Annotated in this window: 20 protein-coding genes and 2 pseudogenes; 8 read left to right on the top strand and 14 right to left on the bottom strand. The window is 65.0% G+C overall.

Annotated features, from left to right (window positions below; translation table 11 throughout):
• Window positions 1–40 precede the first annotated feature (40 nt).
• Complete coding sequence (locus G6N81_RS11355; RefSeq protein ID WP_165137035.1) at window positions 41–2,185, bottom strand: DEAD/DEAH box helicase; 2,145 nt, start codon at window positions 2,183–2,185, stop codon at window positions 41–43.
• A 186-nt stretch (window positions 2,186–2,371) separates the two neighbouring features.
• Between G6N81_RS11355 and deoC the strand changes: the two genes are divergently transcribed.
• Window positions 2,372–3,073 (top strand): deoxyribose-phosphate aldolase, encoded by a 702-nt coding sequence (gene deoC, locus G6N81_RS11350; protein ID WP_165137032.1) that lies wholly within the window; start codon window positions 2,372–2,374, stop codon window positions 3,071–3,073.
• Between the two features lie 6 nt (window positions 3,074–3,079).
• On the opposite strand, the gene G6N81_RS11345 is transcribed toward deoC, so the two are convergent.
• The 4 genes from G6N81_RS11345 to truB are packed head-to-tail and all read right to left on the bottom strand — an operon-like array spanning window position 3,080 to window position 5,759.
• Window positions 3,080–4,054, bottom strand: a complete 975-nt coding sequence (locus tag G6N81_RS11345; protein WP_165137918.1) for a bifunctional riboflavin kinase/FAD synthetase — start codon at window positions 4,052–4,054, stop codon at window positions 3,080–3,082.
• A 5-nt stretch (window positions 4,055–4,059) separates the two neighbouring features.
• Entirely contained in the window at window positions 4,060–4,494 is a 435-nt protein-coding gene (locus G6N81_RS11340) for a hypothetical protein (protein WP_165137029.1), read from the bottom strand.
• A gap of 12 nt (window positions 4,495–4,506) precedes the next feature.
• Window positions 4,507–4,875: a hypothetical protein gene (locus tag G6N81_RS11335; protein WP_165137026.1), complete on the bottom strand. Its 369-nt coding sequence runs from the start codon at window positions 4,873–4,875 to the stop codon at window positions 4,507–4,509.
• A complete protein-coding gene (gene truB / locus G6N81_RS11330; RefSeq protein WP_165137023.1) occupies window positions 4,872–5,759 on the bottom strand; it encodes a tRNA pseudouridine(55) synthase TruB in 888 nt (295 codons plus the stop codon). The genes G6N81_RS11335 and truB overlap by 4 nt, the downstream gene beginning before the upstream one ends.
• A 23-nt stretch (window positions 5,760–5,782) precedes the next feature.
• Here truB and G6N81_RS11325 point away from each other — a divergent pair, with 23 nt between their 5' ends.
• Window positions 5,783–6,235: a GNAT family N-acetyltransferase gene (locus G6N81_RS11325; protein ID WP_165137020.1), complete on the top strand. Its 453-nt coding sequence runs from the start codon at window positions 5,783–5,785 to the stop codon at window positions 6,233–6,235.
• Here G6N81_RS11325 and G6N81_RS11320 read toward each other — a convergent pair.
• On the bottom strand, window positions 6,217–6,873 hold the full coding sequence (locus G6N81_RS11320) for a hypothetical protein (RefSeq protein ID WP_165137016.1): 657 nt from the start codon (window positions 6,871–6,873) through the stop codon (window positions 6,217–6,219). The genes G6N81_RS11325 and G6N81_RS11320 overlap by 19 nt on opposite strands.
• A gap of 142 nt (window positions 6,874–7,015) precedes the next feature.
• On the opposite strand from G6N81_RS11320, the gene G6N81_RS11315 reads away from it, so the two are divergent.
• Complete coding sequence (locus G6N81_RS11315; RefSeq protein ID WP_165137013.1) at window positions 7,016–7,888, top strand: HhH-GPD family protein; 873 nt, start codon at window positions 7,016–7,018, stop codon at window positions 7,886–7,888.
• On the opposite strand, the gene G6N81_RS11310 is transcribed toward G6N81_RS11315, so the two are convergent.
• Window positions 7,856–8,461, bottom strand: a complete 606-nt coding sequence (locus G6N81_RS11310) for a CGNR zinc finger domain-containing protein (RefSeq protein WP_165137010.1) — start codon at window positions 8,459–8,461, stop codon at window positions 7,856–7,858. The genes G6N81_RS11315 and G6N81_RS11310 overlap by 33 nt on opposite strands.
• 212 nt (window positions 8,462–8,673) lie before the next feature.
• On the opposite strand from G6N81_RS11310, the pseudogene G6N81_RS11305 reads away from it, so the two are divergent.
• From G6N81_RS11305 to G6N81_RS11295, 3 genes and pseudogenes are all read left to right on the top strand, one after another.
• Window positions 8,674–9,147 (top strand): annotated as a pseudogene (locus G6N81_RS11305) (transposase); the annotation flags it as partial.
• A 171-nt stretch (window positions 9,148–9,318) separates the two neighbouring features.
• A pseudogene (locus tag G6N81_RS11300) lies at window positions 9,319–9,990 on the top strand (ABC transporter ATP-binding protein); the annotation flags it as partial.
• Between the two features lie 80 nt (window positions 9,991–10,070).
• Window positions 10,071–11,765 carry an ABC transporter permease gene (locus G6N81_RS11295; RefSeq protein WP_165137004.1) on the top strand — a complete coding sequence of 565 codons (1,695 nt, stop codon included), beginning with the start codon at window positions 10,071–10,073 and terminating at the stop codon, window positions 11,763–11,765.
• Window positions 11,766–11,773: 8 nt separating this feature from the next.
• Here G6N81_RS11295 and rbfA read toward each other — a convergent pair whose 3' ends face one another.
• The 6 genes from rbfA to G6N81_RS11265 form a co-directional block, all read right to left on the bottom strand.
• Window positions 11,774–12,253: a 30S ribosome-binding factor RbfA gene (rbfA, locus tag G6N81_RS11290; RefSeq protein WP_165137001.1), complete on the bottom strand. Its 480-nt coding sequence runs from the start codon at window positions 12,251–12,253 to the stop codon at window positions 11,774–11,776.
• 89 nt (window positions 12,254–12,342) lie between these two features.
• Window positions 12,343–15,171 carry a translation initiation factor IF-2 gene (infB, locus tag G6N81_RS11285; protein ID WP_165136998.1) on the bottom strand — a complete coding sequence of 943 codons (2,829 nt, stop codon included), beginning with the start codon at window positions 15,169–15,171 and terminating at the stop codon, window positions 12,343–12,345.
• Window positions 15,172–15,230: 59 nt separating this feature from the next.
• Window positions 15,231–15,503 carry a YlxR family protein gene (locus tag G6N81_RS11280; protein ID WP_165136995.1) on the bottom strand — a complete coding sequence of 91 codons (273 nt, stop codon included), beginning with the start codon at window positions 15,501–15,503 and terminating at the stop codon, window positions 15,231–15,233.
• Between the two features lie 36 nt (window positions 15,504–15,539).
• Window positions 15,540–16,529 carry a transcription termination factor NusA gene (nusA, locus tag G6N81_RS11275; protein WP_165136992.1) on the bottom strand — a complete coding sequence of 330 codons (990 nt, stop codon included), beginning with the start codon at window positions 16,527–16,529 and terminating at the stop codon, window positions 15,540–15,542.
• Window positions 16,530–16,680: 151 nt separating this feature from the next.
• Complete coding sequence (locus G6N81_RS11270) at window positions 16,681–19,515, bottom strand: ExeM/NucH family extracellular endonuclease (protein WP_165136989.1); 2,835 nt, start codon at window positions 19,513–19,515, stop codon at window positions 16,681–16,683.
• A gap of 164 nt (window positions 19,516–19,679) precedes the next feature.
• A complete protein-coding gene (locus G6N81_RS11265; RefSeq protein WP_165136986.1) occupies window positions 19,680–21,446 on the bottom strand; it encodes a proline--tRNA ligase in 1,767 nt (588 codons plus the stop codon).
• A gap of 132 nt (window positions 21,447–21,578) precedes the next feature.
• Between G6N81_RS11265 and G6N81_RS11260 the strand changes: the two genes are divergently transcribed.
• Entirely contained in the window at window positions 21,579–21,818 is a 240-nt protein-coding gene (locus G6N81_RS11260; RefSeq protein WP_165136983.1) for a hypothetical protein, read from the top strand.
• Window positions 21,819–21,844: 26 nt separating this feature from the next.
• Window positions 21,845–22,471, top strand: coding sequence for a winged helix-turn-helix domain-containing protein (locus G6N81_RS11255; protein WP_165136980.1), 627 nt, complete (start codon window positions 21,845–21,847; stop codon window positions 22,469–22,471).
• Window positions 22,472–22,481: 10 nt separating this feature from the next.
• On the opposite strand, the gene G6N81_RS11250 is transcribed toward G6N81_RS11255, so the two are convergent.
• On the bottom strand, window positions 22,482–23,093 hold the full coding sequence (locus G6N81_RS11250) for an MmyB family transcriptional regulator (protein WP_165136977.1): 612 nt from the start codon (window positions 23,091–23,093) through the stop codon (window positions 22,482–22,484).

Raw genomic sequence — 23,093 nt, 5'->3', positions numbered from 1 at the left:
CGTCACGAAGAAATCCCGGTGTCCCGGAGATGTCCGCGAGCTATGTCTGGAGCGCGTCGCGCAGAAGAGCCTTGAGGGCAGCCAGCTGAACGGACTCAACCGGAGCATCGCTGGTCTGCTCACCGTCGAGGGCTCGGGCTGCGAGGCCTTCCTTCTGGTCGATAAGCTCGGCGATCTTGGTGTCGATCGTGTTTGCCGCGATGATGCGCCATGCCGTGACAGGCTCGTCCTGGCCGATGCGATGAACGCGGTCGATCGCCTGCGTCTGCTCCGCAGCTGTCCAGCTGAGCTCGGCAAGAACAACGTTCGACGCCGCCTGCAGGTTGACGCCGACGCCGGCAGCCGTGAGCGAACACACGATGACGCCAACAGCGGGATCTTCGTTGAACGCGTCAATCGCCGCCTGCCGAGCAACAGCAGTCTGCTCGCCCCGGATCGAGACGGTCTTCACACCGGCCTCGGCGAGCGTGCGTTCCGCGGTGTCCATGACGTCGATGTGCTTCGCGAAGAAGACAACCTTGCCGACGGAACGCTGCAGCTGGGCGGCGTAGTCGGCGGCGAGGGATGCCTTTCCCTGACCGATTCGGCGGACCATGGAGAACACGTTATCGCCCGTGGCGTCCTTTGCCTTGGCTTCTTCGAGCTCACCGTGAGCGACGAGCTGCACGATGTCTTCGTCGATCTCGCCTGGCGCGAGGCCGCGGTCACCGCGGGCCTCGAGAATGCGGCGGTACCTGTCTGCCAGACGGCGCGCGAGCTCGCGCTCCGCCTTTGCAATCGAACGGCCGAACTCATCGTCCAGCTGAACGGGCATATCGGCAACGAGCTTGTCGGGAAGGTCCTTCGCGACGTCCTTCTTGCGGCGACGCACAATGCCGAGATCGATCACGGCCTGGCGTGCAGCGGGATAAAACGCCTTGTCCGCCGGGGTGTAGCCGGTGGAATCCAGCCGTTCCATGAGCTGGTCACCCGGCTTTGTGCCGTCTGCCCAGTTGAGGAAACGCCAGATGGCGTCGAAGTCCTCGGCGTCGTTGATCAGGGGCGTTCCCGTGAGCGCCATCATCAGCGGGTTCGGCACCGTATCCCGCAGGCGCTGCGCCAGCGCAAGCACATTCTGCGAACGCTGCGAGGAGAGGTTCTTAATGAAGTGCGCCTCATCAACGACCATGCCCTTGAGGCCGATCTCGGCCAGCCAGCCGATGTGCCTGTCGAGAATCTCGTAGTTGATGATGAACACGTCAGCAAAGGCGTCAACGTCTTTGCCATCGCCCATGATCACGGTTGCGCGACGCTGCGGCGTCCAGCGCTGCACCTCGCGGGCCCAGTTCATCTTGACGACGTTCGGGACGACCACAACGAGCGGATACGCGTTTGCCACCGATGCCGCGAGAACCGACTGCGCCGTTTTACCGAGGCCCGGCTCGTCGGCGAGCAGGAAGCTCCGGTGGCCCTCGCGCACCGATTCCAGCATGCGCGACTGGTGCGGCATGATCGCAAGACCGCGCGGCGAAAGACGATCGAACTCAGGAACGGGAGGCAACGGCATCACGGCCGAGCCGCCACCGGAGCCTAGGGCGAATGCCTTGTACAGCGGGCCCATCAGCTCCCAGCCATCCAAACGACGACGGGGATGATCGCAGGCCGAGGCCTTCGACAAATCCGGGGCGAGGAAGGGGTTCGACTCGACCCTGGCGTCCACCTGCTCGGGGCGCACCGCGCGCTCCGACACGATCGCCGGGCCCGCTGTCTCGGCAGTCTTCGGCTTCGCATCGTCGATGACGAGCTCTTCCGGTGCGAGATCAACGCCGGCCTCCAGTAGCCAGTCACGACGCATACGCTTCGCAACAGGAGTGGTCGCCTGATCCACCTCGAGAAGCTGGATGAGGGACGTGTCGCGCGCTGCCGTCTTCGCGAGGATCGTGGCAACGCCATCGAGTCGCTTCAGCAGTTCGGCGCGCGTGCCGTCAGAGACGCTCTCATCGCCCTTGACCCTGGCGCGCTCCTCGCGAACGAGGAAGGCGATCACCTGGAACTTCACCCGATTAGTCGGGCCCAGCTTGTTCTTCTGAGCCTTCTGCTCAACCTCTCGCACTTTGCGCGCGAGAATGGGGATGATGGGCGCCTCGTCGTCGCGGCGTGCGGACGAGGACTTCTTGCGCTGTCGCGCGGGTGCCGTAGTCGGCATGCTCCTCCTGAGCCTGATCACCGCGGGCCGGCGCCTGCGGGCTGTGAGATCGTGCGTCGCGGGCGCTGCGAGACCAGCCGTGGACCTGCGCGAACCGGAGAATCCGGTGAAGTGCGCCGCGGTAACACGCACAGTCTACGCCATGCGCGGGGTTCTTCCTGATACTCGCGCGGGTAGCCTGTGATCATGGCACCCCAGTTCACCGAGAAAATGGTCGCGGCAACGATCGATCACGCGATCCTCAAGCCCAATCTCACCCGTGCGGAGGTCGACCACGAACTCGACATTGCCGCGGAGTGGGGCGTGTTCAGCGTCTGCGTCCGCCCGTCCGATGTGGCGTACGCCACAAGCCGCCTCGCAGGGACCGGCGTCGCGGTGGGAACCGTAATCGGATTCCCCCATGGCACGACCTCGACGGCCGCGAAGGTCGCCGAAGTGCATCAGGCTCAGGCAGATGGCGCAACCGAGTTCGACATGGTCGTCCACATCGGAGCGCTGCTCGACGGTGACGATGAGCGCGTGCTCGCCGACATCCGCGCCGTTGTCGCGGCTGCAGAGGGTCTCGTCACCAAGGTGATCCTCGAGACCAGCTTCCTCGATGACGAACAGATCGCGCGCGGCTCGCGGCTGACCGAACAGGGCGGTGCGACGTTCGTCAAGACGTCAACCGGCTTCGCTGGCGGCGGCGCAACCGTTCCGCACGTGATGATCATGCGCGACAACGTCACAACGACCCAGGTCAAGGCATCGGGCGGTGTTCGCGGCCTCGACTCGGCTGTCGCGATGCTCGAAGCAGGCGCAACACGACTTGGCACAAGCGCCAGCGCCACGATTCTGCAGGCTCTGCGCGACGGTGAGGCCGGAGCAGAGGACACCAGCTCGTACTAAAGCCCGTTATGCGAGAAGGCGGCGGGTGTCTTCCACATCCGCCGCTATCCGCGCGATCAGCGCGTCAAGGCCGTCGAATGCCTCCATCCCGCGGATGCGCGCGACGAACTCAACGTCGACGGTGACGCCATAGAGGTCGAGATCCGTGCGATCGATGACATGCGCTTCGACGACGCGGGCGGGAACATCGTCGAACGTCGGATTCGTTCCGACCGAGATCGCGGCGGGATAGCGCGACCCACTGCCCAGCTGCCCGATGGGACGCCGCACAACGAGCCATCCCGCGTACACGCCGTCTGCCGGGACAAACCCCGCTGATTCCCGCTCGAGGTTCGCGGTCGGGAAACCAAGCTCCCTGCCCCGCTGCAACCCACGAACAACCTCGCCGCGCACAGCGTGGGAGCGGCCGAGCAGTTTGGCCGCTCGTTCAACTTCGCCCTGTTCCAGGAGTTCGCGCACCCAGGTCGATGACACGCGCCGGCCGGTGTTCTCTCCGGGAAGCGCCGCGCTTGCGACATCGTCAATCACCGACGTCACAAAACCGTGTTCCTCCCCCATGCGCCGGAGCAGGTCAACATCTCCCGCTCCCCCGCGACCAAAGCGGAAGTCCTTCCCCACCAGCACGCGGCTCGTCTCCAAGGCACCGAGGAGAACACGTTGGACGAATTGTTCGGCGGGAAGAGCCGCGAGGGCATCATCGAAGGTCAGCATGAGCGTGGCATCAAGCCCCGTCTGGGTCAGCAGGTCGAGCTTCTGCTCAGGGCTGACGAGGGACTCCGGGCATTTCTCCGGAGCGATTGTCGCAAGCGGGTTGCGGTCAAACGTCACGGCAACGGCCCGCGCATCGCGTGACGCGGCGTCCACCATCAGCTTGTCGATGATCGCCCTGTGTCCGGCGTGAAGGCCGTCGAACTTGCCGATCGCGACAACTGAGGGCCCGTAGCCGGCGGGAATCTCTTCGGGCGAGCGGAAAACATTCATGCGAGTCACACCGCCCGGGGTGGCCGGTGCGTGACAAGCCACCAGATGCCCAGGAACGGCAACACCAGCGGAACCCAGAAATAGCCGCTTCCATACAGTGTCCAGACCGTGGCCTCGGCGTGGAAGATGTCGGGAACGGCCCAGCTTAGCGTTCCGACGATCAGAACACCTGCCAGCTCGAAGCACACGGCAATCCATGCGATGCGGTACCACGTAGGGCTCTTCGATACGAGAAGCGCGACCGTCGCGAGAACGTACACAATGGCGGCAGCCGCGCTGAGCGTATACGGAACCGGGGCTTCGGCAAAGCGTTCAATGATCTGCACAACCGAGCGGCCTGTTGCCGCAAGCGCCATCACGGCATAGAGAAAGACGAGAACGGTTCCGAGCCCTGTCATCCGGCGCGAACGCGCGGGGGCGGTCTGAGCGGCGTCAGTCATAGCGGCTCGATCTTACGCTCCCTGAATTGTCCAAATAACGTGCATGCGGTAGACCATCACCGCTACCGCAAGGGACAGCACGCCCATCACGACAACGCTCCAGCGCGTTCTATCGATGAATGCCCAGACGATGCCCCCGATCGGTAGCATCGCCGCGGTGATCAGATACGCCCAGAACTCGAGAACGCTTCCGGTGGCGTTATTGCCGACAAACGGCGCAACGATCGAAACGACGATCTGGGCAACAAGCATCAGTTGCACGAGCGCTATGGCTCCAACCGAAACGTCTCCGGGGCGACGTCCAGCAAGGCCGATGGCGATGCAGAGCAGACCGGCGAGGCCGGCAACGACGACCTGTGCGATCGTGAATCCGAGAATCATCGGTCGTTCTCCTGGTGCTCTGGCATGTTCATCGTGCTCTTCATAGTGGCCCCCCGACGCTCGACGATGCCGACAAGACGGCCCGCCGGATCGATCGCCGCACGCGCCCCCTCGAAGCGGTGCGGTGCGTCAACGCGCTTGCCGTGGCGAAGGTCGCGGGCGAGCTCCTCGGTAACCTGAACCCCGCCAAGAACCGTGGATGCGACCTCGGCCGGAGTGAGCAGCGGTGCGTCCTCGAGGCCGTCGATCGTGACGGCATCGGCGACGTCGAACAGACCGATGTGCGTGCGCCGCAGCCGCGTGAGGTGTCCGCCGACGCCCAGATCGGCCCCGAGGTCGCGGGCAAGGGCGCGGATGTAGGTGCCGGAAGAGCAGTCCACTTCCACATCAACGTCAATCGTGTTCTCATCACATCGCACGTCGATGACGTCGAACCGGGAGATCGTGACGTCACGCGCTTTCAACACGACTTCTTCGCCCGCGCGCACGCGGTCGTAGGCTCGCTTGCCGTCGACCTTGATGGCCGAAACGGTACTCGGCACCTGAGATATCTCGCCCGTCAGTTTCGCGATGCCCGCGAGGATCGCTGCGTGGTCGATTGCGCTGACATCCGTCGATTCGCGAACGTCGCCATCGGCATCATCCGTTGTTGTTGTCTGCCCCAGCCGAATCGTGGCGGAGTAGGTCTTTCCGAGGCCAACGATGTAGGTCAGCAAACGCGTGGCGTCCTGAACCCCCACAAGCAGCAAACCTGTCGCCATGGGGTCGAGGGTGCCGGCGTGTCCGACCTTGCGCGTTCCCCGCGCACGGCGCGATTTCGCAACGACGTCGTGACTCGTGATGCCCTGCGGCTTGTCGACGAGGAGAATCCCGGATTCGGCCATACCCACCAGCCTATTCTGGCGGAATGTCCTCTCCCTCCGAGATCTCCGTCCGCGCTTCCCATGTGCGCGATATGGACCCGGCCGTGCTCTACCGCCTGCTCCGTCTCCGCGTCGATGTCTTTGTCGTCGAGCAGACCTGCGCGTACCCGGAGCTCGACGGCCGGGAGCTCGAAGAAGACGCCGTGCTGCTGTGGATCGAGCAGGACGGAGAACTCGCGGCGACGATTCGGCTTCTGCAGGATGGCCTGGACGCACGCATCGGCCGTGTCGCGACGTCTGCGGCACAGCGCGGCCAAGGCCTTGCGGCCACGCTGATGCGCGAAGCGATCAGCCGATCGTCCGGCCAGGTGATCCGGCTCGACGCCCAGTCACACCTGGCGCACTGGTACGGCGGGTTCGGCTTTCAGCAGGACGGGCCGGAGTTCCTCGAGGACGGCATCCCACACGTCCCGATGGTCTATGCGCAGGGCTCGTAGGCGGGTTCTTCTTCGCCCGTGACCGAAACGGAAACGGCACCTTCATTTCCGTCGACGTACGAAAAGACGATGTTGCCGGAGCCGTTCGAGATGCGAACGAACGAACGTCCGACGATCGCGGATTCCTGTTCCTCCGCGGTGTCATAGGCGGCGAGCACCTCACGCTTGGTGGAGCCCAGACCAAGGCCCTCGAGCGTTCGGGGGCCGACCCCCATCGTGTCGCCGTTCCATCCGATACTGATCTCGACGACCTCGCCGGTGTCTTCTTCCCGGTCCTCGATGATCATGATGTCGTAGGCGTTGTCATCCGCGTAACCGTAGGCGACGCCCTCGCACACCGGGCCGATACTGGTGCGACGAATCTCGCGCAGCGCCCCCTCCGAATCGCTGTGGAGCTCAACGGGGCCAATCGCGTTTGTCGTCACGACCCACGTGTCGGAATCGCTCGGATCATTCGGAACGTGCGATTCTTCCGAGGCCTGCGGGGTGGGCAACGTGGTTTGCCCCCGCAGATTGCTTGTGGCCGGTGTCGGATCTTCCGGCAGGGACGGCACCTGGGACGTGCAGCCCGCGATCGCGGCGCCAACGACCAGCGCGACGAGTGCCGCGCTCGCTCGATGCAGAATCGTGCGTTTCATATCTCCTCCGTGCCGCACGCTCCCCATACGCGCTTGTCGTTCTGACTCACAGGACGTTACGCCCCTAATGAAACAGAACGGTCACGAAAGCGACCGATATAACATCCGTTCGACAACGATGTCCCGGACATACCATGTGAGGATGCCCGCGCACTCCCTCGCAGACGCCCTTGTGCCCTGGTATCGGCGGTCAGCCAGAGATCTCCCATGGCGGCACGAAAATTTCAGCGCGTGGGGCACGCTCGTCAGCGAATTCATGCTGCAGCAGACGCCCGTCGCGCGTGTCATCCCGCTCCTCGAGACGTGGTTGAAGCGCTGGCCGACCCCGACCGATCTCGCGGATGCGCCTGCCGCCGAGGCCGTCACGCACTGGGCAAATCTCGGATATCCGCGGAGGGCGCTCTGGCTACACCGGGCCGCGGTCCAAATCCGGGATCACCACGGCGGGGTCGTTCCGCGCGACGTCGATGATCTTCTGGCACTGACGGGGATCGGCGACTATACGGCGCGAGCGGTTGCCGTGTTTGCGTACGGAGATCGACATCCCGTTGTCGACACGAATACGCGCCGGGTTTTGGCTCGCGCGCTTAACGGTACCGCCCATCCCGGCCCCGCTCATCGGCGCGATCTGGAGCAGATGGAGGCGGAATTGCCTGAATCGGCCGCAGAGGCCGCTCTGATGAATGCCGCTGCGATGGAACTCGGCCAGGTCGTGTGCACGGCGCGATCACCACGCTGCGGCGAGTGCCCCGTGCGAGACATGTGCGCATGGGTGGCGGCAGGTTCTCCCGCCACCCCCGACACACGGAAGAAGCAGGCGGCTTATGAGGGAAGCGACCGACAGGCTCGTGGGCGGGTTCTGCGCGCGCTCCGCGATGCGGCTCCCGAGCCCGTTCCGCACGACGCGATCCTCATCGATTGGCCCGACGCTGGCCAACGCGACCGAGCGTTCCTGAGCCTCTTAGCGGACGGACTCATCGAATCAGACGGTGACGTCTTCTTCCTTCCGCGGTAGCGTCTGCCGTTTGCCACGGATACGGGCTTTTTTCGCGCGATTGCCGCAGGTGTTCATTGAGCACCACCGGCGGTTAGCTCCGCGGCTGGTGTCGGCGAAGAGCCCGAGACAGAGAGCGTTGGAACACACCTTGATGCGCCCTTCTTGCGCGCCCCCGATGACATCGATGGCGTCTCGCGCGATCACCGCGAGGGAATCAGCGATGGAGTCGGTGCCGGTGAGCAGCCACGTGCGTCGCCCGTGCTGGAGGTTGGGAACCGGGTGCCCCCAGGCCGCGGATCGGTTGAGCTGGCGCTCGGCCGTGGAGTCACGTTCGCCCCGCGTTGCCAAGAATCCCGCACGGTAAATCGCCTCGCGCAGTTGGATCGCACGCGAGAGATCGGCGTCTGTCGCGTCGCGTTCCGGTGCGAGTTCGCATGCTCCCAGCCACAGCTCGAGGCGCGCAGGATCGGTTAGCCGCTCCTGTGGGGCGTCGCTTCCGCGGTCGCTCAGGGTCGCCGTGAGCCGAAAAGCGAGCCGATCGTTGTCCAGACGGAACGCCTCATGTGCGCGCGCGGCAATCGAGGATGCCATGGGAACCACTTTAGCTGGTTCCAGTTGCAGAGTCAGGACCGTTGGTGTCGCCCCAACCGTCGATGCAACGTGAGCATCAGGAGACCGACGGAGACCAGCGCGAGGGCGACCATCGGCGTGGCTGAGCGCCCTTCTGCTCCCGTCGGGGCAAGCGCTCCCGGATTATCCGTCACCCCGGGTGCAGGGGTCGTCGGCGCGGCTCGTGCGATGGGCGCTGCGGGCACTGCGGGAAGACGTGGCGGCAGGACACGTCGAAGGCCGCGGCGCCTCGCGCGAAGATCTCTCGTGGCGGGCTCGGCTGGACACTGACGGCGGTCGTCGTGGATCACCTCACCGTGAGCCGCGCCGCCGCGGGTCTCGGGGTGTCGTGGCATACCGCGAACACTGCGATCCTCGCCGAGGGCCGCTCGAAGGCGGTGTTCACGCAATGGCTCGCCGCGCGCCCGAAGGAGTGGTCCCAGCGGATCGAGGTGGTCGCGATGGACGGGTTCAGCGGGTTCCAGACCGCCGCCGCCGACGTGCTCGCGTTTTTCGACCGCCCTGGCACATCGAACGGGCCCACTGAGGCCATCAACGGCCGACTCGAACACCTCCGCGGCTCCGCACTCGGCTTCAGAAACCTCACCAACTACATCGCCAGGAGCCTGCTCGAAACCGGCGGATTCAGACCCCAACTACACCCTTGATTCCGAAGGGCCCCTAAACGAAAGTTACAGTATCGAATAGTTGGCACACGCACCACCCATACGTGCCCGCCAGCTCGACGCCGGTCCTATGCTCATCGTGTGAGGCGTCGCCCGACACCGAGCACGCGTCGCCCCGGACGTCCACCAAGCCCGCGAAGGAGTACGCCACGCATGACAACAATCGCCGTGTCGGGGCTCGAGAAGTCCTTTGGCCGATTTAAGGCCCTCGACGGCCTCACCCTGAGCGTCGAGCCAGGAGAGGTCGCCGGATTCCTCGGACCCAACGGATCGGGAAAATCCACGACGATCCGCGTTCTCCTGGGCCTCCTTCGCGCCTCAGGCGGAACAGCAACACTGTTCGGCCGCGATCCGTGGCGGGACGCCGTGTCACTGCACCGTCGACTCGCATACGTTCCCGGCGACGTGTCGCTCTGGCCAAACCTCTCGGGTGGCGAAGCCATCGACCTGCTCGCGAGAATGCGCGTCGGGCGCTCTGGAACACGGGGAACGGCATACCGCGCGCGCCGCGACGAACTCATCGAACGCTTCGAGCTGGACCCGCGGAAGAAAGCACGCACCTACTCGAAGGGGAACCGGCAAAAAGTGGCGCTGATCTCGGCGTTCAGCTCCGACGCCGAACTCCTCATTCTCGACGAACCGACAAGCGGTCTGGACCCTCTAATGGAGGCCGTTTTCCAACGCGAGATCCACCAGGCGAAAGAGCGCGGCGCGTCGGTTCTCCTCAGCTCCCACATCCTCTCCGAGGTGGAACGACTCTGCGATACGGTGACGATCATCCGCGCCGGGCGCACCGTCGAGCACGGGGCCCTCTCGGACCTCCGCCTCGCCGCCGCGCGCGCAGGCGGTAGCGCGCAGTCGCTGGAGGATCTCTTCCTCCGCTTTTATGGCGAGGAGGACGTCCGGTGACTGTTCCTGTCGCCATCCCCGTACGCGCGCGGGCCGGAACCTACCAGCGGGCAAGCCGCTTCACCGGAACGCTCCGCCTGTTGAGCTTCGCGATCCGTCGCGATCGCGTACGCATCGCCGTCTGGATCGGCAGCCTCGCTCTGACGTGGCTCGCCTTCGCGGCAGCGTTCACGGAGCTCGGAGGAGGGGACGAACTCGACGCTCGCGCTCTCGTGATGCACTCCCCCGCCATGGTCATGATGACCGGTCCTGGCTACGGTCTGGACAACTACACCGTTGGCGCCGCCATCGCCATGGAGTCTCCCCTGTGGATCGTCGGCGCGCTCTCCGTCATGTCAATTCTGCAAATTGTGCGGCACACGCGCGCCGAGGAAGAGTCCGGGCGCGCGGAACTTCTCCGCGCCGCGCCCCTGGGCCGTTACGCGCAACCCGCCGCCGCGCTGCTTCTCGTGCTGCTGATGCACCTCGCCATCACCATCGTCTCGGTCACGATCCTGGTGGGGGCCGCCGAGGTCGACCTCGCCAGCACCGTCGCCCTGATCACAGGGCTCGCGCTCATCGGGTGCGTGTTCGCCGGCGTTGCGCTGATCGCCGCACAACTGGCAGAACACGCACGAACAGCGACCGGCGTCTCGCTTGCCGTCTTCGGCGCTGCGGCGGCCCTCCGCGCGATCGGAGACGCCCGCGAAAGTCCCGCTCTCGGCAGCGATGCGACCTCCTGGATCTCCTGGTTGTCACCGATCGCGTGGGCGCAGCAAACACGCGCCTACGTGGACCTGCGCTGGTGGCCCCTCGGTCTCATCGCCGCCGCCGCCATCCTCACGATCGCGGTGGCTGCCGTTCTCATTGCCCGGCGAGACTTCGGCGCCGGGCTGATCCCCTCACGCCCGGGACGCGTGCGCGCCACTCCTGCGCTTGTCGGTCCGACGTCACTCGCCTGGCGTACACAGCGCATGGGGTTGATGTGGACGACGCTCGCTCTCGGGCTCCTGTGGCTCGGATCCGGCACCATCATGGGCGCACTCGAAGAGATGATGGGCATGCTCGAGGAGTTCCCCCTGTACGCCGCGATGCTCAACACAGACGACCTCGCCGCGAGCTTCTTCACGATGCTGTTCCTCCTCGTCGCCCTCGGAGCCGCGTCGTGGGCTGTCGCATCGCTCCACCGGCTCGGAGCCGAAGAACACTCGGGGCGCACTGAAATGGCGCTGGCCGGAGGCGTCTCACGAGCAGCCTGGCTGGGCGGCCAGATCATCGTGACGACGATCGGTGCCGCTGTCATCATGATCACCGGCCAGGCGTTGCTCTGGGCAGGGGCTGTGCTCGCTGACGCACCGGGAATCCCCTCGGTGGCACTCTTCGCCGAGTTTGCCGCCTGGCACCTGCCGGCACTCGCCATCATCATCGCCTTCGCCGCGGCGCTTCACGCCTGGCGCCCATCGCTTCTTCCCGTCGCGTGGATCATCATCGGCTGGGCGGCAATTGTGATGATGTTCGCCGACCTACTCGGCTTGCCCGACGCGGCGCGAGCAGCATCACCGTTCTGGTGGGTCCCCGCAACGCTGATGGGCGAGGGAGCAGCCGGCGGCAGCGTTGACGCCACAACGGCCGGCGCCGCCCTCTCAGGCGGCGCCGGGGTGTTGATCGTTATCGCACTTGTGACCTACCGCCGGCGGGACATCCCGGCGTAAGCGCCGCTCTATGCGCGCTCGTCGTCCGCGCGAACGTCCGCGGCCGCTTCGGGCTCGGCGTCCTCGGGGTCGTCGTCGTGGTGGTACGGGTCTTCGTCGCCGGCGAACTGTGCGTTCTCGGCAAGGCCGCGAACCTGTTCGTCGCGCTGACGTGCTTCGTTGAGAAGCGCCGCGAGGTTCGAGGCCTCGTCAGGCAGCGCGTCGGCGATGAACTCGAGAGTGGGCGTGAGGCGCGTGTTGAGCCCCTTACCGACCTCGCTCCGCAGCAGTCCCGTCGCCGCCTTCAGAGCAGCAGCGGTGCCCGCCCGCTCCTCATCGGTGCCATACACCGTGTAAAAAACAGAGGCCATCTGCAGGTCGCCCGTGACACGCACATCGGTGATCGTGACGAAGCCCAACCGTGGATCCCGAAGACCCTTCTGCAGGCGCTCCGACAAAATCACGCGGATGCGGTCTGCGACGCGTGCCTGACGTTCGAATCCGGCCATGATGTTTCCCTTCCGTGGGAGACGAGTGCCGGGAGACCCGTTTCGGACCTCCCGGCACTGTTGTCATATCTCGTGACGAATCTAGCGCGTTAGTCGCGCGGCTTCTCCACCATTTCGATCGTCTCGATCTCGTCGCCGATCTGGATGTCGTTGAACTTCCCGAGCCCGATACCGGCCTCAAAGTCAGTCCTGACCTCGGTCACGTCATCCTTGAAGCGGCGCAGCGAGTCGATGGCCAGGCCATCGGCGACAACGACGCCATCGCGGATGATGCGTGCCTTGGCGTTGCGCGTGATCGTTCCACTGCGCACGATAACACCGGCGATGTTGCCGACCTTCGACGAACGGAACACCTCGCGGATCTCGGCGAGACCCGCCTGGGCCTCCTCGAACTCCGGCTTGAGCATGCCCTTGAGCGAAGACTCCACATCGTCAATCGCGTTGTAGATGACGTTGTAGAACCGCGTGTCGACGCCTTCGCGCTGAGCAGCCTCGCGGGCCTTCGTGTCCGGACGGACGTTGAAGCCGATGACGATCGCGTTATCGATCGTCGCGAGGTTGATGTCGCTCTCGGTGATCGCACCAACACCGCGGTGGATGATGCGCAGCTGGACGCTGTCATCGACCTCGATCTTCAGCAGCGACTCCTCGAGGGCCTCAACGGCACCCGAAACGTCACCCTTGATGATGAGGTTGAGCGACTCGACCTTGCCCTCTTCGAGAGCCTTGGTGAAGTCCTCGAGCGACATGCGCTTACGAGCCTTGGCCAGCTGGGCGTTGCGCTCAACAGCCTCACGCTTCTCAGCGATCTGGCGTGCCATGCGGTCATCCTCTGTGACGAGGAAGAGATCGCCGGCGCGGGGAACCGAATTGAGACCCTGCACCTGAACCGGACGCGAGGGCGCCGCTTCTTCAACACGATCGCCGTTCTCGTCGATCATGGCGCGGACGCGGCCATAGGCCGTTCCGGCAACGATCGGGTCACCGACGCGCAGGGTTCCGCCCTGGACGAGCACCGTGGCAACCGAACCACGGCCCTTGTCGAGCTTGGCCTCGATCGCGACACCGCGGGCTTCCTTGTTGGGGTTAGCCACCAGGTCGAGACCGGCGTCTGCCGTGAGCAGAACTGCCTCGAGAAGGTTGTCGATACCATCGCCCCGGAGCGCGGAGACATCGACGAACATGACGTCTCCGCCGTACTCCTCAGCGACCACACCGTACTCGGTGAGCTGCGAGCGCACCTTGGCCGGGTTGGCGTCGGGCTTGTCCACCTTGTTGACCGCAACAACAACCGGAACGCCGGCTGCCTGAGCGTGGTTCAGCGCCTCGACCGTCTGCGGCATGATGCCATCGTCGGCCGCGACAACAAGGATTGCGATGTCGGTGACATCGGCACCACGGGCACGCATGGCCGTGAAGGCCTCGTGACCGGGGGTGTCGATGAACGTGATCGCACGCTCGTTGCCCTCGTGCTCGGTCCAGATCTGGTACGCACCGATGTGCTGGGTGATGCCACCCGCCTCGCCGTCGATGACGTTGGTCTTGCGGATGGCGTCGAGAACACGGGTCTTACCGTGGTCGACGTGACCCATGACGGTGACAACGGGAGGACGAATCTCGAGGTTCTCGTCGTCCTCGTCGAGCTCCTCCTGCTCGAGGTTGAGGCCGAAGCTCTCGAGGAGCTCCTTGTCTTCGTCCTCGGGCGAAACGATCTCGACCTTGTAACCGATCTCAGAACCGAGCACCTCGAACGTCGAGTCGTCCAGCGACTCGGTCGCTGTCGCCATCTCACCGAGGTGGAACAGCACCGTCACGAGGTTGCCGGGAGGTACCGGAACGCCGTGCAGCAGCTCGATCTTCTCGGCGAAGTCGGCAATCGATGCGCCGCGACGCATGCGGATGATGGTGCCATTGCCGCGGGGAACCTTGACTCCGCCGACAATGGGCGCCTGCCGCATTTCAAATTCCTGGCGCTTCGCGCGACGCGACTTCCGCTGCTTCGACTTGCCGCCACCCTTACCGAACGCGCCAGCGGTGCCACCACGACGACCTCCGGGGCCGGGACGACCAGCGAAACCGCCACCGGGACGACCAGCGAAACCGCCGCCGCCACCGCCGGGACCGCCTGCGCCGCCTGGACGCTGCTGGAACGGTGCGCCACCGGGACGACCAGCGCCTCCGGGACGTCCACGTCCGCCACCGCCTGCGCCGCCACCGGGACGACCGGTCTTCGGAGCTCCGGGACGCGGAGCCTGCGGCTTCGGGGGACGGGGGATGTTGCCGGGCGACGGGCGCTGTCCCATGCCCTGCGCCGAAGCGAAGGGGTTGTTGCCGGGACGAGGGCCGCCGGCCGGGCGCTGCCCCATGCCCTGCGACGACGAGAAGGGGTTGTTGCCGGGGCGGGCAGCTCCGGGCTTCGGCGCGCCGCTACCGGGGGCAGTGCCACCGGGCTTGGGCGCGCTGGAGCGCGGGGCGGGGCCGCCGGGCTTCGGAGCCGACGAACCGGGCTGAGGAGCCTTCGACGGTGCCTTCGGCGGAGTCGCGCCTGGCTGAGGAGCCTTGGAGGGCGCCTTGGAGGGCGCCTTGGACGGTGCCTTCGGTGACGCCTCGCGGGTCGCCGGGGCCGGTGCTTCTGCCGCGGGAGCCGCGGGAGCCGCCGGCTTGGCGGGGCCGGGCTTCGGGGCATTGCGTGCACCGGGACGAGCCGGTGTCGGGCGAGCGCCCTGAGCGGGCTTGGGAGCAGATGTGCTCTCACCCGCCTGATCGGCGAACGCTGCCCGCAGCTTGCGTGCGACGGGCGGTTCAACCGTTGACGACGGGCTCTTCACGAACTCGCCGAGTTCCTTGAGCTTCGCGAGCGCCGTCTTGCTGTCGACGCCAAGTTCTGCCGCGATCTCATGTACGCGTGGTTTTGCCACAATTCTCCTGTCTGGGTGGTCTACCCAGGACAGGGCAGACCGCTAAAGGCGGACGGGTCTCATTTCGAGCCGTTCACTTGATTTCCATAGCTATTCAGCCGTTCCTCGAGTGTCTGCGTATCGAGCTGACCTGGCACACGGAGTGCCCGTACGAACCCGCGTCGTTGAAGCGCCTGCGTGAGACACACACGCGCCGGATGCACCCACGCGCCTCTCCCCGGCATCGAAGCGAGCTCGTCGATAACAAGCTGGGATTCAATGGCAACGACCCGCAAAAGAGTGGATCGAGGAGCGCGCACACGGCAACCGACGCACGTTCGTACGGCATCCATCCTACACCCCTCGATCCGAGCGACCGTTCAGGCGGATCAGTCGTCCTCGAGGATGCTGTCCGGCTGGATGTCGATTTTTGCGCCCGTGAGCTTGGCGGCGAGGCGGGCGTTCTGGCCCTCCTTACCGATGGCGAGAGAGAGCTGATAATCCGGCACGAGTGCGCGCACTGCGCGCGTCTTCTCGTCGAGAACGAAGCTCGACGTGACCTTTGCGGGACTCAGTGCGTGGGCGACAAAGGTGGCAAGATCATCGTCGTGGTCGACGATATCGATCTTCTCGCCCGCGAGTTCTTCCTGGACGGCGCGAACACGCCGGCCCATCTCGCCGATGCACGATCCCTTGGCATTGATCGACGCGTCACGGGCGATCACCGCCATCTTCGTGCGGTGACCGGCCTCGCGTGCGAGAGCGGTGATTTCCACCAGGCCCGACGCGATCTCGGGAACCTCGAGCGCGAACAGTCGGCGAACGAGGCCGGGGTGCGTGCGCGAGACCGTGATCGACGGCCCCTTCGCTCCCTTACCAACGCTCGTGACGTACACGCGGATGCGCGTGCCGTGTGCGTAGTCCTCTCCGGGAACCTGCTCCTCCGGAGGCAGGATGGCCTCGACTGTTCCGAGGTCCACCTGGATCATGCGCGGGTTCGACCCCTGCTGCACGATTCCGGCGACGATGTCGCCCTCCTTGCCGCGGAACTCACCAAGAACGGCGTCATCGGCGATATCGCGGAGGCGCTGGTTGATGACCTGCTTCGCGGCGTATGCGGCGATACGGCCGAATCCCTCGGGATTCTGCTCTTCTTCGCCGATGATGGCGCCTTCTTCGTCCCGCACCGGAACGAGAACGGCAACGTGACCGGTCTTTCGGTCGAGCTCGGAACGCGCACCCTCGGGAAGATCGCCCTCCTGCGTGGCGTGCTTCTCAAACGCGGCGATAACCGCCTGTTCGATGATCCTCACCAGTTCGTCGAACGGAATCTCTCTCTCGCGTTCGATCGAACGCAGCAGTGCCAGATCGATATCCACAGCAGCCTCCCTATTCAGCTCTCCCACCGGCCGACAATCGCGCCGATAGCTCCTCAACGGTACCTGACGGTCTCGCCCGTTTCCCCGGGAAAATGGCTAGAGCTCCGCTCTCCGGATCCGGAGAGCGGAGCTCTAGCCCTGTGTCACACGCTCAGCAGGAACCGCTGGGGTCCCACGGACCCCACTGCTGTCCTGGCTGCTGATTGCGGGTCCACCACTTCGCCGTAAAGGTCTGGCCGTCGAACGCAACTCGCTCGCCGCCCGTGTACACCTGGGACGCCGTCCAGGCCGCCACATCCCCGACCGCGCAGGTCAGAGTTTCGCCCACCTGCATCCAGGAGCCCCAGGGAGAAACGCCGGGACGCTCTGTCGTCCACCACTGTGCCTGGTAGATCTCTCCCTCAAAGGACACACGATCTCCGGCGTGATAGATCGCCGCCGCGTCCCATGCGGGAATGCTGGGTGCGGTGTCCGACGAGGTCGAAAGCCCGACCCGAATGGGGTTGTGATCGCTTGTGCGGAAGACATCGTCGTTGTACAACAGCGTCGCGTTGCCGTTGTACCGGCTGTACTCGAAGCCGATCTGCTCCTGGCCGTTGATCTCCCACACGTCAACGTCTTCCACCATGTCGAGAGCCTGAGCGTTCGCAAAGATGTGGTCGAGTGATCCCGAGAATCCGCCGAAGAGGTATGTCGGCTCGCCGCCGTTGAGGGCGTAGTTGAGGTTGGTGTACCCGGCGCCCTCCAGCACCATCAGCGGGTCTTCCATCGCGTAGGCGTTGAAATCACCGGTGAGGAAGACGGCATCGATCCCCGTGAGGTCCTGGATCTCAGCAGTGAAGTCGATCAGCCCCTCGGCCTGCGCAACGCGGTCGGGATTGGCGTTGCCCTGCCCCGTTCCGTCGTCGAAACCTGATCCCTTTGATTTGAAGTGGTTATTCAGGACGAGAAACGCTTGCTCCTCATCGCCACCAACCGGCTGGAATGCCTGTGCGAGGGGTTCGCGGGCGTTGTGGAAGGCGTCGTCTCCCGTGAGCACATACGACTCCCCGACCGTCTCGACGATCGCCGGCTGGTAGATGTACGCGTTGCGAATAACGTCTTCGTTAACGGGCAGCTCGGACGCGCTTTCAACGACGTCCCACTTGTCGAAGCCGGCAGCTTCGTTCAGGGCCTCGACGAGGTGCTCCGTCGCGAAGTCGCGATCCTTGCCGTAGGCGGCAGAGTTCTCCATCTCCTGGAGCGAAACGATCGATGCGTCAAGCGCGTTGATCGCCGCAACCGTTTTCACCTGCTGACGCGCGAGGTTCTCTTCGTTCGCAGCGCCGCGCGGCCCGTCAGGGTTGCACCGGTTGTTCGTGATCCGATTGCCGTCGCGATCGGCGTACCACGTGCACGTGCCGAGGCCCGCGGCGACAAACTCCTCACCCGTTGTCGGGAAGTAGTTGAGGACGTTGAAGTTGGCAATCGAGATGTCGCCAGCGATCGTTCCGGGTTCAGCGACACTCGAACGATCGTTGACCACATCGACGAAGCCCGAACCGTCATCGCCGAACGCGATGGGCGTCGTTGGCTGAATCGCCCACTGGTTAAAGCGGTAGTCGAGCACTCCGGGAGCGGTGAACGATACGGACGATCCCACACGCACCGGGTTCTCGGGCGTCAGATAGGTGAAGGCATTTCCACGGTTCGCCTGCGCATTGAAGTTCATGCTGCGCGCATCATCGACGACGATGGTGCGTGAGAGTTGCTCCCGTGTGATCTCGTCGATTGCCTCAACATCGTGCGGGTCCACCTTGGCGGTGGGCTGATAGATAACGTCATCACCGAGCGTCACCGCGAAGGAACCGTAGACGTTGAGCTGATAGTTGTCGGACACGGTGAACTCGTCGTCGAAGTGGACGAGTTCCGCGCTGTGCGCCTCTCGGCCTTCCTCCGACAGAAGAATGCTCGCGTCGGTGATCGGGGTAACGTCGCCGAGCGAGGTGTCGAGAACATCGATCCACCCCACCTGCGCAAGCTGCGGGCTTCCGGCGAACTCCGCGCGATCGGCGTCGAAACGCACGCTGTCGCCGACCGACGGGACGAAGCCGTTGGGCTGGTAGACAAAGATTGCGTCCGAGACGCCATCCGTTGGGTCGCCCGCCGGGTCTTGAACGACGAAGCCGTTGAAGCCGCCGTCGCTCCAGTCGGCCGTGACAACGCCCTGCACGCGGACCCGCGTGCCGACCGCTGCCTGGCCTGCCTCAGCGATTGTCATGTCCTGCGGCTCGACAGGCTCGACGGGGTCTGTCGGCTCTTCTTCGTCATCATCACCCGGATCCGTGCCGTCGGACTCTCCGCGGGAGTTCGTCGGTGTGGGGGCGTCGCGCACGAAGTCTGCCGCGTTGTCATCGGTGTCGGTGCCCTGCGCGTCGCGCGAGGCACTGGTCGCGTTCGACAGGGCCGGCGCCGCCGCTCCCTCGAAGCTCGCAGCCGAGCCGTATCCGATCATGTCGACGAGGCCATCAGCCCCCGCGCGGTCCCCCGCGATGGCGCTATCAAACGAGCTCGTCTTGTCGAAGAGGAAAACGCGCCCGTTCGCGCCGGCGAGATTCACGTTGCCGCCGTCCTGGTCGGGCGTCGGCAGGCCCGGCAGGTCGGAGTTGTTTCCCGCTGCGAGCTGAATGAGGAAATGAACCCCCGCGTCGACCTGACCGACCAGGTCGACGGTGCCGCCGGATCCACCGGACGCGGAGCGATACTCAATCGCCAGCGGACCGAGGTCGATCACCTCGTCCGTCGGGTTGAAAAGCTCGACAAAGTCGTGTGTGAGCGGGGCGCCGCTATTGCCGCCTCCGCCGTACACCTCGCTGATGACGAGGGTGCTGCCGTCCGGTGCGGCACTGGCTGCCGCGGGAAAAGCGATGAAGCTCCCGGCGGCGAGCGCGCCGCCCGCGATGAGTGCTGCGCCCCTACGGAGCGCGTGGCGTGTCTTCGATGACATGCGAGAAGGTTCTCCCAGCAGTTCGATTCGTGAGGACCGGCGGTAGCCGGCCCTTGAGTGAATCCTGCCAGGCATGGTGTTTCGGTGGTTGTCCCGTACGTGAACGGCGTGGAAACCACCCCAGATCACGGGAGGGTTTCCACGCCGAAGACGTTGCGCGTGTCTTATTCCGCCAGAGCCGCGGCGGCCTCGTCGACGGACACCGTCTGACGCTCGCCGGTTGTGCGATCCCATAGCTCAACCAGGCCGTCCTTCGCGCTACGTCCGACAACGACGAGTCGGGGAACGCCAAGCAGCTCGGCATCGCCGAACTTCACACCGGGGGATGCCTTGGGGCGATCGTCGAACAGAACGTCCTTCCCCGCGGCCTCGAGCTTGTCGATGAGCTCTGCCGCGAGCTCATAGGCTTCCTGCCCCTTGCCCGTTGCAACAACGTGAATGTCAAACGGTGCGATCTGTGCCGGCCAGATCAGGCCCTTGTCGTCGCTGAGGAGCTCCGCGATGATCGCCAGCACACGGGTAACGCCGATCCCGTACGACCCCATCGTGACCGTGACGAGCTTGCCGTTCTCGTCGAGCACCTTGAGCCCGAGCGACTCCGCGTACTTCCGGCCGAGCTGGAAGACGTGGCCGATTTCCATTCCCTTTTCGAGGGTGACGGGACCAGAACCATCCGGTGCCAGGTCGCCGTCGCGGACATTCGCGACCTCCACCGTGCCGTCTGCCGTGAAGTCTCGTCCAGCGATGAGGCCGCTGACGTGCTTATCAGTTTCGTTGGCTCCGGTAATCCACGTCGTGCCGTGGACCACACGCGGGTCGACAAGGTACCGGATGCCGGTTGCCGATGTCTCACCGAGGACGGCGCCGGATGCCGACCACGGCCCGATGAATCCGCGAACAAGACCGGGGTGGGCAGCGAGGTCCTCGGGCGTGGCTGCCGAAACCTCGGCCGGCGCGAAGGCAACCTCAGCGCGCTTGTCGTCGACATCGCGATCGCCGGGGATACCCACGACAACGACCTCGCGCTCTCCCGTGGGGTGTGTCAGGGCGAGCACGACGTTCTTGAGGGTATGTGCGGCGATCCACCCGCCCGCGGGTGCGCCCGAGACGACGTCGTTCGCATGGGCCACCAGGGTCTTGATGGTCGTTGTTCCCGGGGAGTCGAAAACGGAAGGTTCTGGCTGTCCGTCGAAGGCGATCGGCTCCGGCGCCGGCGTCGTGTACGCCTCGACGTTGGCTGCGTACCCGCCAGCGGAGCGAACGAAGGTGTCTTCGCCGACAGCGGTCGGGTGCAGGAACTCCTCGCTTCGCGAACCGCCCATGGCGCCGGCGTCAGCCTGAACGATTTCGTACTCGACACCAAGGCGCGTGAAGATGCGCTCATAGGCGTCCCGCTGGGCTTGATAGCTCGCGTCAAGGCCCGCGTCGGTGTAGTCGAACGAGTAGGCATCCTTCATCGTGAACTCGCGACCGCGCAGCAGTCCCGCGCGCGGACGCGCCTCGTCCCGGTACTTGTCCTGGATCTGGTAGATCGACAGCGGAAGGTCCTTGTACGAGGTGTACAGGTCCTTGACGAGCAGCGTGAAGGCTTCTTCGTGTGTTGGCGCCAGGAGGTAATCGGCGCCGTGGCGGTCGTTCAGGCGGAACAGCGCATCGCCGTACTCTTCCCATCGCCCGGTCTGCTCATAGGGTTCGCGCGGCATGAGCGCCGGGAAGTGAACCTCCTGTGCGCCAGCAGCGTGCATCTCATCGCGGATGATCTGCTCGAGCTTTCGCTTGACGCGCAACCCCAAGGGAAGCCACGCGAAGATTCCTGGCGCCTGGCGCCGAATGTATCCGGCACGAACGAGAAGCCGGTGAGAACGGACTTCGGCGTCGGCAGGGTCCTCGCGGAGCGTGCGGACGAAGAGCTGTGAGAGACGGGTAGCCACGGGGGAAGTCTACGCGGACGACCGACGAACTTTGGTTCCAAAGAAATAGTTGCAAAGAAATGGTTGCATAGATTTCTTTGCATGCGTAATGTGGGGTCCGCAACAACGACACGCACACATAAGGAGCTCGTCATGATTGCCACCATCAGCACCACACTCCCCCGCATCACACCCTCCGCCACCGCACTGGATCGCCTCCTGATCCGTGCCGGCCGGTCACTCGCCAACTTCGGACACCGACTCATCACCGCTCGCCTGGAGCGCATCGAAGCCGTGGCACCATCCGAAGCGCAGAAGCTGGCACGCCAAGGCGCGATCGCGACGCGCGAACGCGACAATGCCGCGCAGTTCGCCCCGCTCTCCCTCCGCTGAGTGCCACGGAGACGTACGGTGAGAGCATGAGTGACACAGCAGACGGCACCCCGACGCATGAGGCAGGGAGCCTGCCGCCCTCACTCGGCGCGGCACGCCTTCGAGGACTCTCCCACCCGCTGCGCGTGCGCATCTTCACACTCCTGCAGTCACAGGGATCCATGACGGCCAGCCTTCTTGCCGAAAAACTCGGCGAATCGAGCGGCTCAACCAGCTACCACCTGCGCCAGCTCGCCCGCCACGGCTTCGTGACCGAGGTCGACGGCAAGGGAACGGCCCGCGAGCGCTGGTGGCAATCCATCCCCGGCGGCTTCAGCGTTGCCCCCGAGGCCACCGACGATGCGGGAACGCGTTCCGCCAAGAGCATGGTCAACGCGGAGTTCGAGCGCGCACGACAAGAGAACATCTGGCGCATTCTGCGCGCGATGGACACGGACATCGAGGCGAATCCGCTCTACGCCGACTGGCGCAACGCCGTGACCCTCAGCACGCTGTCTCTGACGGCCCGCCCCGAGCAGGTGGAGCAGCTCATTAGCCGCATTCATGCCTTCATCGATGAACAGCTTGCGCCGCTACGCGAGCAACAGGACGTTCCGGGAGCGCGCCCCGTACAGATTCACTTCAACGCCTTTCCCGTTCCCGACGACGCGTAGCATTCTCGCCTCATACCGGCAGCCACAGCGTCATTCGCATGCCGCTATCGGGGAGATGCAGCACCTCGTAGTGGTGCGCAGCGAATGAACCATCACGTCGCCGGATTTCCTGGACGGCGCCGCGCCGACGCACAACGATGTGATCGGCCCACCACTGCGCGAACTCCTCGCTTGTCTCGCTCAGCTCCGAGACGAGCTCCGCGAGTTCTGGTGCCTCCGGATCATCGGCGCTGGCCGCTACAACTCCGCTCACGCGATCGAGCACGTACGCCGGGTGCGGCCGCACCGCGTCGACAAGACGCGCCATGCGTTCGATGATCGCTTCACTCCTCTGCGCAGCAGCTCGTGCCGGGAGAGGACCGAGGCGAAGCACACGCAGGTGCGATGCCGCATCGTCGCTCAGTTCGAGGGCGCGGGCAAGAGCCGCGAGGACCTCGTCACTCGGGTGCGTTTCACGCCCCTGTTCGAGGCGGATGTAATAGTCGACGCTAATACCGGCTCTGATCGCGACATCCTCGCGGCGCAAACCCGGTGTTCGCCTCCGCGCCCCTCCGGCCGACGCCCCGGAGAGCGCAGCGTCCGTTCGGCGCGCTCGCAGAAAGTCGCCGAGCGGATTCGCCAT

Origin of the sequence: Microbacterium amylolyticum (assembly GCF_011046975.1) — a bacterium.
Classification (GTDB): Bacteria; Actinomycetota; Actinomycetes; order Actinomycetales; family Microbacteriaceae; genus Microbacterium; species Microbacterium amylolyticum.
This window is presented reverse-complemented; position numbering and strand designations above follow the sequence as displayed.